Annotated in this window: 6 protein-coding genes; 1 reads left to right on the top strand and 5 read right to left on the bottom strand. The window is 41.4% G+C overall.

Annotated features, from left to right (window positions below; all coding sequences use genetic code 11):
- Positions 1-5: 5 nt before the first annotated feature.
- From HW271_RS03105 to HW271_RS03090, 4 genes are all read right to left on the bottom strand, one after another.
- Positions 6-746, bottom strand: coding sequence for an esterase family protein (locus HW271_RS03105; protein ID WP_178894804.1), 741 nt, complete (start codon positions 744-746; stop codon positions 6-8).
- Positions 747-767: 21 nt separating this feature from the next.
- Positions 768-1,592 (bottom strand): alpha/beta hydrolase, encoded by an 825-nt coding sequence (locus tag HW271_RS03100; protein WP_178894803.1) that lies wholly within the window; start codon positions 1,590-1,592, stop codon positions 768-770.
- Positions 1,593-1,727: 135 nt separating this feature from the next.
- On the bottom strand, positions 1,728-2,942 hold the full coding sequence (gene thiI / locus HW271_RS03095; RefSeq protein WP_178894802.1) for a tRNA uracil 4-sulfurtransferase ThiI: 1,215 nt from the start codon (positions 2,940-2,942) through the stop codon (positions 1,728-1,730).
- Positions 2,943-2,950: 8 nt separating this feature from the next.
- Positions 2,951-4,093 carry a cysteine desulfurase family protein gene (locus HW271_RS03090; protein WP_178894801.1) on the bottom strand — a complete coding sequence of 381 codons (1,143 nt, stop codon included), beginning with the start codon at positions 4,091-4,093 and terminating at the stop codon, positions 2,951-2,953.
- A gap of 136 nt (positions 4,094-4,229) precedes the next feature.
- On the opposite strand from HW271_RS03090, the gene HW271_RS03085 reads away from it, so the two are divergent.
- Positions 4,230-4,631 (top strand): DUF6556 family protein, encoded by a 402-nt coding sequence (locus HW271_RS03085; protein WP_178894800.1) that lies wholly within the window; start codon positions 4,230-4,232, stop codon positions 4,629-4,631.
- Between the two features lie 140 nt (positions 4,632-4,771).
- On the opposite strand, the gene HW271_RS03080 is transcribed toward HW271_RS03085, so the two are convergent.
- Complete coding sequence (locus tag HW271_RS03080; protein WP_178894799.1) at positions 4,772-13,240, bottom strand: SIALI-17 repeat-containing surface protein; 8,469 nt, start codon at positions 13,238-13,240, stop codon at positions 4,772-4,774.
- Positions 13,241-13,378 lie beyond the last annotated feature (138 nt).

The raw sequence follows: 13,378 nt of genomic DNA, 5'->3' as shown, positions 1-13,378 counted from the left end.
TCCTTTTATAGACTCATATGACCGAGGAAATAAGGCATTTGTTTGCGCCACCATTCCCAGTCATGGGCAACATCGTGCCCCCATTCTGCAAACCAGGCAGGAATTTGTTTTTGGTCAAAAGCTTCTTTTAACTTGTAGTAAGAAGGCAGGCCATCCTGTTCCCAAGCACCTAGACCAGTACAAACAATAATCTCAGCCTGACGGTAACGATCGATAAACCAACCATCATTTTGATTCCAGATATAGTCTACTGGTGAATTTTGATAGATAGCATCATCGTTGTAGTAATCTCCAACAAAGAAACGAGCATCATAGACACCACTGAGGGCGATAACCTTGGTAAAGACATCTGGATGCTGCAGGAAAAAGTTAAGTGCATGATAAGCTCCCATAGAGCAACCTGTTGTCATCATACCGTCAAACCAGCCTGTCTTGTGCTTGATAAAAGGAATAGCTTCTTCAATCACATATCGTTCATAGGCACGGTGCATCTCAGCTTGATCATGACTATTTTTCCAAGTCGCAAGCCAGCTCTCACTATCTACACTTGAAAGTGTAAAGAACTGCACGCGACCTTCTTCAATAAAGGATGCACAAGCATTAATCATGCCAAAATCATAGTATTCATTGTGGCTACCACCTGAAGAAGCAAAGACAACAACTGGGATGCCTCCATGTCCGTATCGATTGACATACATTTCACGGTTAAGATGACCACTCCAGTGGCTAAGATGTTCAATATGCATATCCTGTCTCCTTTATACTATTTACCAATTTTCTGCAAAAAAGCGTAAGCAAGCTGGAAGATTTTCTGCCCATGGAATTTCATGGTGGATAGCCCCGGCTTGAACCTTGAGTGAGAGATTTTCCAACTCAACTCCTCCTGCTATCAAATCATGATAATAGCGAAGAGAAGAGTCAATATAGGCCTGCTTAATATTACCAGCCATAAGGGTCTTATCCGTGTCATCTGCTTCTTCCGTCCCGACATAGATAAAGACTCGTTGATCAGGTAATAGTTTTTTTCGCTCCATATAGCGATCAAAGGCCTCTTGGTGAAGCCAGTTGGCTGATGAGAACACTCCCAAGCAGCCAATCTGGTCTTGATACTCCAAGCCAATAAACTGTGTAATATTGCCACCTAGAGAAGATCCAACCATAGCAGTGTGCTTGCGATCAGACTTTGTACGATAGTTTTCATCGATAAAGGGTTTGACCACTTCCATGACAAACTCAGCGTACTCGACTCCCTTACCACCAAACTGTTGACCGGGAATATTAGACTCTTGGAATTTCCATGCCGCATACTCGTTCATACGGCCTAGGCCATCATTGTCAATAGCTACTACAATCATACGGCTGATATCTGGATTACGTTTAATGGTAGGAATGATCTTCCATGAATGACCGACATAGGATTCTTTACTGTAAAAGACATTTTGACCATCATGGAAATAGACAACCGGATAAGTTCGATCCGTGTCTTTCTCGTAGTTTTTCGGGAGGAGAACACGTACACGGCGCTCCTTGCCTGTGTATGGAACCTTGAGTTTATGCTCTCGCATTTTCAGGTAAAAGTAGGATTGATTCATTGTCAGAAAACTCTCTATATTCAAAATTTTACCTAATTATATCATAAAAATAGAAAAAAAGTCAGTTTCCGTCCAAATTTAGGACAATAAACTAACTTTTTTTACTTATTTTATTTTTTCCTCTGGTTTTTCTGATTAAAGGAGGTCATCAATTAACTCATCAACCGCATCTTTCTCAGCTTGAGGGGTAATTTCAGTAATCATAATTCCTGCCACTGCTCGCTCAACCAATCCTTCAACATCCATACGTGTTTCATACTGTTCAGCATTCTTAATTTTAGGATTTGTTTTGGGACGATCAGGCGCAAAAATCGTACAGCAGTCTTCAAAAGGTTGGATAGAAATTTCAAAGGTATCAATTTCCTGAGCAATATCTATGATTTCCAACTTATCCATGGTCACAACTGGACGGATAATTGGTGTATTGGTCACAGCATTGATAGCCTGCATGCTTTCGAGGGTTTGGCTAGCTACCTGACCAAGACTTTCACCATTGATGATGACCAAACCATTTCGCACTTCACGGATACGATCGGTAATCCGCATCATAAAGCGGCGAGTCAGAGTCATGAGGTAAGCTTCTGGGGCCTTAGCTTTAATCTCTTCTTGGATTTCAGTGAAAGGCACTTCGATAAACTGGATATTTCCACCGAACTTAGTCAATTTACGGGTCAAATCCTGCGCTTTCTTGAGGGCGCCTGGACTGGTGTACGGTGGGCTCGCAAAGTGAACAGCCTCGATATCTACTCCACGTTTTAGAGCTAGATATCCAGCAACAGGTGAGTCAATCCCACCTGACAACATGAGCATTCCTTTACCAGAAGTTCCAACTGGCAAGCCACCTGCTCCTCGAATGGTCTCATAAGAAAGATAAGCTGCTTCCTCACGAATTTCCACTTGAAGGTTAATGTCAGGATTTTTCATCTGAGCTTGTACATTTGGAATGGCATCAAAAACAGCACCACCAAGAACTTGGTTGAGTTCACGACTATCCAGTTCAAAGTTGTGATCACTACGTTTGCTAGAGATCTTAAAGGTCATGCCTTCCTTATAGATGTCCTGCATAATCTCTTGGACAGCAGATTTAAGAACCTCGACAGACTTTTCAACCTTATATACTGGAGAAAAGTTTTGAATCCCGAAAACCTGTTTGAGAGACTCAGCTACTGTTGCATAGTCGGCTCCATTAAGATAAGCATGGGCACGGTCGCGATCAGCAGTTACCTTGACTTGAGGATAGATAGATAAAACATCTGAGATATTATTACGTAGTTTATTGATGAAACGCATACGGTTTTTACCTTTGGTTGACAGTTCCCCGTAGCGAATCATAATTTCTGAATACTGCATGAATACTCCTATCTTACTTTTCTAGTTTGATTGTAAATTAATTTTAGTTTAGTCAAAAATTGCTCCACTTGACTCATGTCATTTTCTAGGTCTAGGCTGAGGCGGACTGCTGACTGGGCCTTATCTTTTTCAACCCCCATAGCAATCAAGGTACCAGCAGGTTTTCCTGCCTTGGACGAGCAAGCAGAGGTTGTGGAAATGAAAATATCATAGTCTTCAAATGCATGAACAATGACTTCACCACGGACACCCTTAATCCCAAAGGTCAGAATATGAGGAGCAAAGTCATCCTCACCTGAGAAAACAAAAATATCTGGATATTCGAGTAGAGCTTGACGGATGACTGCCTTCATCTGACTCGTTTTGCTCGTAAACAAATCCAAATTTTCCATAGCCAAACGTAGGGCCTTGGCTGTCGCTGCAATACCTGCTACATTCTCAGTAGTTGAACGATAGTCACGCTCTTGGCCACCACCAGTTAATAGGGGGGTGATTTTCTTGCCAGACTTGATATAGACAAAGCCAACACCACGAACGCCGTGGAATTTATGACTAGAGAAGGTCGCAAAATCCACTCGGTCTGTCAAATACTTTTCTGTCGGAATCTTAGCCAAGGCCTGAACCGCATCAACGTGGAAAGAGACAGTTGGCTTATCCGCTAATAGTTCTGAGATAGCTTGAATAGGCTGGATAGAGCCTATTTCATTGTTAACTGCCATGACGGAAACCAAGGTCGTATCAGGACGAAGTAGATTTGCCAAAGCGGCTACATCTACAAATCCCTTTTCATCTACAGGTGCAAAATCCACTTCAAACCCTTGAGTTTTAAGCCAGAGAGCTGACTCCTTGACTGCAGGGTGCTCAATGTCTGACACGATGATGTGTTTACCAAATTGCGCTTTTTCAAATGCAACTCCTTTGATAACCCAGTTATCCCCTTCAGTACCACCAGATGTAAAGAAGATTTCTTCACTATTTTTGCCAATCAAATCTGCAATCTGCTGACGAGATGCATCTAAAATTCTGGTAGACTGGTCTCCTAAACGATGAAGACTAGAAGGATTTCCAATAATTTTTGCAGACACCTGCATATAGGTTTCAAGTGCTTCTGGATAGGGCTTGGTCGTAGCCGAATTATCAAAGTAAATCATGGTTTCTCACGCTTTCTAAAATCACTCCTTCTATTGTAACACGAAACAGTTCAGGCGACAAGAAAGGCAATTCAGGTTCATTTAAGTTTTTTTTAAAGATTTTGAGTATAATGAATCATGACAAAGGAGAGAAATTATGTCTAACTATCGTAGAAGTTCAAAGCCTAAGACCGAACACATCAAAAAAGGATTCACTGTTTTTCAAAAAACAATCGCGACGATTGCTAGTATTCTAGGTTTGATTACGGCTAGCATCACGATTATGAATGCCTTTGATAAGGAAAAAGATAAAAAAGATACAAATCCGCAAACAACTATTATCAAGGAAGTTCAAAAGGAAGCTCCCTCTGAATCCAATACCCCTGCACAAAATCAAACTAACAATCAAGAAACAACTCAAAAAGAAGAGGTTCAAACTCCTAGCAAGAAGGAGGATACAAAATCAGATAACAATTCTCAAAAAAATGAGCAATCTGATTCTTCTTCAAACACTCCAACTACTGAAGCAGGAGTTAGCGCTAATAACGGAGCATCTTAAGCATTTTTCAATACCAACGGTTACTTCGTTGGTTTTTTATTTGCAGTTTTCTATGCTTTCGAATCACAAAAAACCAGGAACTAGTGTCCCTGGTTTTTCTTTTTAAAACAAGTTATTCTGCATCGAATTAAGATTCGTACTTAGTCTTCTTTCCCCTTTTTGATAAAGGTTGCAGAAAGAACCAATCCAAGACTAGCTAGGAAAGCTAAACCTACTGAATCTTGCTCACCAGTTGCTGGAAGCTGAGCTTTTGCTTCAGTTGCTGGTGCCTGTGGTTGTTCTTGTTTTTGGTTTGTTGAAATTTGAGCTGGCTTGTGATCCGCAAGTGGTGTAGCTGGATTTGAAGCAGGTTCTTTGTATTCTGGAACCTCATTCTTAGCAGCTTCAACTGCGTTAACGCCACCCTTGAATTCTGGGAGCTCATTCTTGTCCGCTTCAACCCAATTAACGCCACCCTTGAACTCTGGGATTTCATGAACAGCCGCTTCTGCAGCATTAACGCCACCTGTAAATTCAGGAATTTCAACTACTGGTGGTTCTTGATCTCCCTTACTTGTTAGTACTTCAGGTTCTGGAGTTGGGGTTGGTTTTGGATCTGGAGTTGGCTCTGGATCTGGAGTTGGTTTTGGATCTGGAGTTGGCTCTGGATCTGGGGTTGGTTTTGGATCTGGAGTTGGCTCTGGATCTGGGGTTGGATCTGGATCTGGAGTTGGGGTTGGATCTGGAGTTGGCTCTGGATTTGGAGTTGGCTCTGGATCTGGAGTTGGCTCTGGATCTGGGATTGGTTTTGGATCTGGAGTTGGTTCTGGATCTGGGGTTGGTTTTGGATCTGGAGTTGGTTCTGGATCTGGAGTTGGCTCTGGATTCGGAGTTGGCTCTGGATCTGGAGTTGGCTCTGGATCTGGAGTTGGCTCTGGATTTGGAGTTGGTTGCTCAGGTTCTTCTGAAAGTTCTTGATAATATGTCGTCATTTCATAAAACTCTGGTTTGCCACCTTCCCAAATGAGTTTGACATCAAGTAACGGAGCCTTATCTCTCACCGCAAATGTTTGGAAGCTTGAAGTAATTGCTCCCAAATCTGTCCAAGCACCGTCTCTGTCTGTTTTCAGAGTGCGAGCAAGTAGACGCGCTGCTACTCCTTGAGGCAGACTAGAAACAAGTCGGATGTGGTTAGCATCTGTTGGTTCTGACAAGTGGTAAACCAGCTCACCTTGGTCTTTCTCAGCCTTATAGCTTGTCAAGACTTTGCCATCTACAAGATTTGTGTAAAGATTTCCTCGACTTTCCCCACCATTTCCTTGAACAGTTGGGTCGTTGATAGGTTTCACAAATTCGCCATCATTGATAACCAACTCAGTAAATCCAACAAAACGAGCATCGTAATTAGCAGTGAAGAGAACACGTAGATAATTGGCTTTAACTGGGCTTGCAAGTTCACCCTCGATGTAGCGATTTCCAGGCATCTTAGAATCATGTGTCCAACCATCTGTCAATGAATCATCACGCATTTCATTAGCAACACCATCACCTACTGTCACAACATCTGTCCATGTCTTACCATCTTGACTTACTTGAATCTTACCATCGCGAAGATAGTTCTTCGTACCGTCTTGGATGTAGGCTCTAATCTTCTTGATTTCACGTTCACTACCAAGTTTCAAGGTAATGTGACCATCTTTACGTGCATAGTCAGAGAACTCTACAAAATTATTGTAAACACCATCAAACAACTGATCCAAATTCTTGATCTTGCGAACATCATTTGCACCATAATGGGCATCGATTCCCATAGATGTAGAATCCAGTTTAGTTGGTTGGACTTCTTTTGTCTTAACCAATAGAGATGTCGCTGTCACTGCTTGTTCTTGGTCGGTCTTATTGACCAAACGAGCATAACGTACCAAGGACTTATCAGTTACTTGGCTAGCTGGATACCATTCTTGTGCATTTGGAGAGTATTCCAAGTCAAGGGCTGGATTTCCAATACCAATAGCCTGAATGCTTTCAGCTTGGTGTAGGCGGTCTAGCTTCATACCCAAGTAGCTATGAGCTGGAAGCTTAGTTCCACTTGGAATTTGCATGTCATAACGACCGAGACTGTCATATACTGGAGTTGATTTCAAACTTTCAACATTGGTGTCTGTCATCTCGCTATTACTAGCACGTGTCTCAACTGAGAAGTCAGCGATACGCCACCATAGATTGATATTCTTGGTGTTACGAACACGGATGTAGCGAGCTGAAATTGGAGTTTCAATTTCTTTGGTTTGTTCACCAGTCAAACGATCCAATTCTTGCCATGAATTTCCATCTGTAGAATACTCAAGAACACCTTCTGCTAATTTATCTCCTGAACCTTGAACGAGGCGAACCTTAGTTACAGGTTTGACTCCACCCAAGTCTAGTTGAACCCAACCATCGACTGGAGTTGTATCAGTTCGATCAGCATTTGCAAGCATTGCTTCAGTATTGTCACGACCATCTGTAATCTGAGCAACTGTCGTATTGTACTTGTACATGAGATTTGGACTGATAGTCACTGTAGTTGCCTGTTTAGGACGACTTACTTCAACAGGTCGGTTAACAGCAATTTCTCGTACAGCAAACCAAGTATTATCACGATCTGAAGTAGCAATCATGCGAACAGCTTTAGCATTGATATTGAGGTTTTCAAATTTAAGAAGAGGCTCATTACCAGTGTAGCTTGGTTCTGAAAGTGTTACCCACTCATCATTTTCATTGAGGTACTCAACCTTAGCATTGTTAAAGGTATCGCGTGGATTTGCTTGAGTTCCCATTGCAAATGTTAAGTTTTGGATTGGAACAGCCTTGTTAAATTTCAAACCAATGTAATCACCAGTTTGGATACTGTTTGGTGATTTGATAAGGGCATGTGTTCCTAAATCTCCATCAGTGACTTCAGCAAGTCCACCTTCTACACCTGTACGGTTTGTGATAAAGGTGCTGATTACTTGGTCTGGGTGTAGGGCTTTTTGAACTTCAGTTGCCAATACTTCACGAAGGCCAAGCAAGAATGGTCGGATATGTTGTACACCCAACTCAGCTTTTTCATCATGGTCTACATAATGGAAAGTATAAGTTTGAGACTGTTCATAAAGCTTCAAGCCCTTGTAGTAGCTATCCCAAAGTCTAGCAGAATCATTGTTTTCAATAGCTTCTGATCCATCTAGGAAAGCACTCAAAGCATCCATTTGGTCAATAGTGTTATCCAACCAGTAATGGATTTGAGAACGCATCTTTTCGTCACCAGACGCTTTATAAAGTTGAGCTGCTGCTTTCAGTTTTGCAAATTCTGCACGCAATTCTGCACGCTCTGCGCTAACATCCTGACCTGCTTTTAGCTTAGCCATAAAGGCATCCAATTTCGGTGCAAGTTCAACAGACTCTTCTAACTTCACAACACGACCATCCATATTTTGGTTAATCATGTGTTTACCAAGTTCACGGAAGGCAACAGATGTTTCACTATCAGTAAATTTACCAGTTTCAACAAAGTTGAAGGCAATATCATTTACTTTCTTAGCCTCGTCTTCAGATTTCCATTGTTTCCATGCGTACTGAGCTGCAGAGAAGAGGGCAATCTTCGAAGGCTCAGATTGTTGCATTGGGTTCAACATGATACCTGAAAGGAGACTAGGATCCACATTTGGATGAAGGAATTTCTCACCGCCACCCAAGATTAAGTGTTGTTTAGAGTTATCTGTACATGGCCAGTTAATCCATAGGGATACTGGACGGTAGGTCTTACCACCTGCAGTCAGATTGTTCTTAAGGTTAGATAGGAAGTTTTCTGATACTTCACCCCAAATCTTACCACCAGTAAGTGTCATAGAAGTTGAAGTTGGAAGGTTTTCATTTAGAGATTTCAACTCATCTTCACGACCATTACCCCAATATTGACCTGGAACGAAGATCATTTCCTTACGAAGGCCAACATAAGTTGCTTGTTTTTCAGTCAACCAGTCTGTCATGTCCTTCATCAAGCGGTTGTAGCTATTGTAGCCACCAACTGGACTTGGAGCATCATCTGCCAAAATACCGAACTCACGAACACCGACATCCATCAACTGAGTGAATTTAGCCTTAATAGTTTCAAGGTCTTTTTGGTAGTCAGCATCGTTACCAAAACGGATACGGTTGTTCATGAATGGGTGGATGGTCCAAACATAACGAGTCTTGTTTTGGTTTCCGACACGCGCCAATTCACGGATTTCAGCTAATTTTTCTTCTGGATAAAGTTCACGCCATTTCTTGTTGTGGTATGGATCGTCTTTTGGAGCAAAGAAGTATTGAGTCAACTTCAAGTCACCACCATAGCGCATCAATTCAGCACGATCAGCATTGCTCCATGGATTTCCATAGTAACCTTCGATAAAACCACGATTCTTAATTTCAGCGTAGTCTTCAACAGTTACATTACGTAAAACTGGAGCTTCACTTTCATTAAGCATGTGTTTAAGAGTCGTCAATCCATAGAAGACAGCATCTGTATCTTTACCGACGATTGAGATTGTATTGTTCTTGATTGACAAAGCATAAGCATCAATCTTATCAAAGAGTCCTTGAGAAATACCAGATATTTCTTTTTCAGCCTGTGAATGTTGACCATGAACACCAAGATAGATATTTGTAGCACCTGCTACTGCAGCTTGACTACTTGTATAAGAGATTTGATGATCTTGTAGTACACTCTTCAAGCGGTTGCGAGTGTAAATATCTAGATGGTCTCCCATAACAAGATTGACTTGTTTTTGAAGTTTAGTGACACCTTCACCGTAAGTAACTTTTTGTGGTGTTGGGAATACCTTGTATTCTTTCTTGAGATAGTCTTGACTTTGTGCTGCAGCAGCAATCGCATCATCACTGGCTGGTTTTGTAGCTACAAAGCTATCCGCAAGTTCAGTTGTACCATCACTTACTTCTTCAACTTTTGGTTTTTCTGGGGTCACTGGTTTCTCAGGAGTTACTGGTTTTTCTGGAGCAACTGGCTCTTCTGATTCACTATCAGAAAGTGGCTTGAGTAGTTGAATTTCTGCGGCACTACCAAATCCTGCGACACCTGACAGAACTTTAAATTCTACCTTATTAGTTTCAACTGCTGCAAAATTAACAGTTTTTTCTTTAGTATTATTTTCCCAAGTTCCTGAAGCAACCTTAACCATTTGACCATCTTTTTGAGCATAGATTTCATAAGAGGTCACGACTCCGTTACCACCACCTGGACGTGGAAGATAAGTCAAACCATTGACTTTTTCAGGAGCGTTCAAATTCATGGCAACGGTATATGGAGCTTGATGTCCAGTCCATTTAGAATGCCAGAAGGTGTTTGGATCATTGTCGAAAGCTTTTTCAACTGGGCCTTCTGTATCCGTTCCTGGAGTTTCTTGACTGGTTGCAGAAACTGTGAAGTGATCTGTTGGAATCAAACGTGGGTTTACAAATGCTTCATTTGACAACTCTGCACTATGCAAGATTCCTTGGAAACCACCGATTGTTTCAAGTGGAAGTACCAAGCTATTGTGAGCCAAGCGAGGGTGAGCTGGATTTGCAATACGCTCAACCTTTTCACCGTTTACATAAACTTCTGTTTTTTGTGGTTTCGTAACAACAGAGATTTGATAACGTTTATTCTTCTCTAGCTTCTTGTCAAATTGAATATGGAATTGTTCAAATTTATAAGCAAGATAGCCATCCTTGTCCGCAAGATAAAGTTGGTTGTCCCCACTTGTAGAGAAGACTTGTTCTCCTTCGCCTGTAACAGTTACATCCAATTTCAAAACGTGACTAGGACCAACATCACCTACTAAGCCTTCGATGCTAGAATCTTTTTCGAAGTTCAAACCTGCTTCTGTTTTCTTCACATTCTTAGCAAGATATTCCTTGATAGTTTCTGGTTTAATTGTGAATAGGTCACTATCTTCTATTGTTTTTTCAGGATTTGAACGTGGTGCATAAACACTTGTTGGTTGGATACGGTCTGCATAGGTCTTAGCTGCACGATCTGAACCCCAAGTGCGTTCTGCAGTTGATTGCATACTCTTGAAGAAGCGTTTAAAAATATCATATGAAGTTAAACCAGTTTCATGGAGGTCAATGTTGTCATTCCAAACTGCATGACCACCACCGATGATATTTGGATTAGATGCTTCTAAGCGTGGTCCTCCACCTGTTGAGAAGTCATTTGGTGTCCAGCGATTGTATTGAGTTTCGTAGTTAGCATAATCGCCATAACCACCTTGACTGTTGCTTCCGCTTGGGACACTATAGGTTGGAATATCTGTGATATTGATAATCTTGGCACCCTGAGCAATTGCAGCCGCTGGACGTTGCCAACCAATACTCCAGATATCAACTTCTACTCCATTCCAATCAACTGGCGTTGTACCAGGCTTAGCACTAAGTGAGCCCCAAATACGAGGTGTATAACCTTTTCCTTTGATGTACTGAATCATATCGTTGACGTAGCGACGATAGCTTTCTCTACTGCCGTAGTACTCATCAGTTCCGATATGAACTGTTGAGACACCATGAAGTGGTGCATTTTCTCCATCGAGCAATTTATCATAGACTGATTTAACAAAAGCAAGAGTTTCTTCGTACTTATTATCCAAGTCCAACATAGCAACACGTTCTACATTGTGCTTACCTCTATAATCGCTCAGACTACCTTTATACATAAGGTCTGGACGAACTTTAACAAAGGACAAAGCGTGACCTGGTGTGTCAATCTCAGGAACAAGGTTGATATGCAAAGCTTTAGCCAATTTGATGATCTGTTGCATTTCTTCCTTAGTATAATGCTCGTCTGATGTTAATTTTTCACCATTTTCTCCGACAACATCAGTTTCCACACGGAAACCTGTCTTGGCATTTTTTAGAACATAATCCAGTTCCTCTTGTTGACTAAGATGTTTTCCTTCCAAGTGTTTTTCTAGGAAGATATAGTTATCATTAAGGTGCAACTGCAAGTCATTCATCTTGTAGTAAGCCATATTTAGCATGATATCTACAAGCGTGTCATAAGGAATAAACTTACGACCTGTGTCTAGCATAAAACCACGGTGGCTAAAGCTTGGGAAGTCACGGATTTCACCGTTCTGTAGGTCATTTTCTCCCATTTGAAGAAGAGTACGAGTTGCGTAAAATGCACCTGCATTAGTCGCTGCTTCTACTGTGATAACTCCATCTTTAATGGTGATACCATAACCTTCTTTACCATAGCCCTTGTCTTCAACCTTTTTAAATTCAATTCGGTTTTGAGCTGATTGATCACCGGTTGCGACTTCCAAACCACGATTTTCAAGGTCAGTTTGGTAGAACTTAGCTTCCTTGTCAAATCCTGAATCTCCTACTGAAATGACAGTTTCAGAAGTAATAGAAGTTTTACCTTCAGTGCCGTACCATTGTTGAACTGCTGGGGCAACTGCAGGTTTGGTTCCAACACCTTCATCCGCATGCAAGCCTTTAATGACAACTTCAAATTCTTTTGTGAAGGTATGGTTATCATTCGTTTGTTGAACCATCACTTTGACATGTTGTTCTGTCAGCGGTGTGTAGATTTTATTATTTAGGTCGATAACACCTTGCTTATTGCTTCCAATCAAGCTAACTTGACCAGGTAATTTAGGTAATACAAGTGATTTTCCGTCTTCAGCAACCGCTATTTCTGTAACTTGACGAATATCTGTTGGTTTGCTGGTGTCTGGAATATTTGAGTAGGCACGAATTTCTTGAATACCCACATTTTTCCATTGCATAGTACCGGCTTGATAATCTGTAATTTCAAGTTTAAGATACTTAGCTTGAACGGCTTCTTTTAAGTCAACTTTTTCATCTAGAACCGGAGTTCCTGTTCGTTGATGAGCCAACTTCCATTCTCCAGGACCTGATCCATTGACCTCGTCTTGACCTGCATAATAGAGATTCCAAGATTTGATGTTTGGATCATTTTGCTCGCCACGAACACGACGATCCCAATCGATTTCCACATGCTTGATTAAGGTTGTCTTTTCAAGCTTAAATTCGATTGTTGGTTTCACAACATCACGGTCAGTTGCCCAACGAGTATCTGGATTTCCATCAATTGCCTTCTCAGCTGTAAATGGTGTGTTGGCTTCATGGTTTGAAGCTGTTGCAGTAGCTTTTTCTAGATGATTGACATCTGGAGTTTCAACCAAATCTTTAGTAACTGGTTTTTCTGCTGGTTTAGCTACTGGTGCTGCTTCTTCTTTTGGAGTTTCAGCTGGTTTTGGTGTTGCTTCTTCCTTAGGAACTGGAGTTTCAGCTGGTTTTGGAGATACTTCTCCAGTATTTTCAGGCTGAGCTTCCGCATCAGTCGGATTCGTTTCAGTAGGATCAGTTGGTTTTGCTGATTCAGCTTTTTCAATAGCTGCTGCTATATCCGCTGGTAACTTATCCAGGGGCTGAACCTGTGTCACCGTACCTTCTGTCTCTGCAGGCCCTTCTGTTTCTGCTGCTTGAACCATACCAGCACCAAAAATGCTTGCACCAATCATGACAGAAGCAGCGCCCATTGCAAACTTACGTATACTGTAATGACACCGTCTCTCAAAAAAATGTTTTCCCATTTTCTTTATTTCCTTTCCCACGCTTAAATTGGGTAAGCGTTATCATTCCCCTTTTAAAAAGGGAGGACCAAGAGGTCCTCTCTAGGTGTTTGGTTTTCTCCATTACAATAAGTTAGGAGTTTGAGTTTTCATAGTATA

Source organism: Streptococcus sp. oral taxon 061, assembly GCF_013394695.1.
Taxonomy (GTDB): domain Bacteria; phylum Bacillota; class Bacilli; order Lactobacillales; family Streptococcaceae; genus Streptococcus.
Note: the sequence above shows the minus strand (reverse complement) of the source record. Positions and strands in the feature narration are given on the sequence as shown.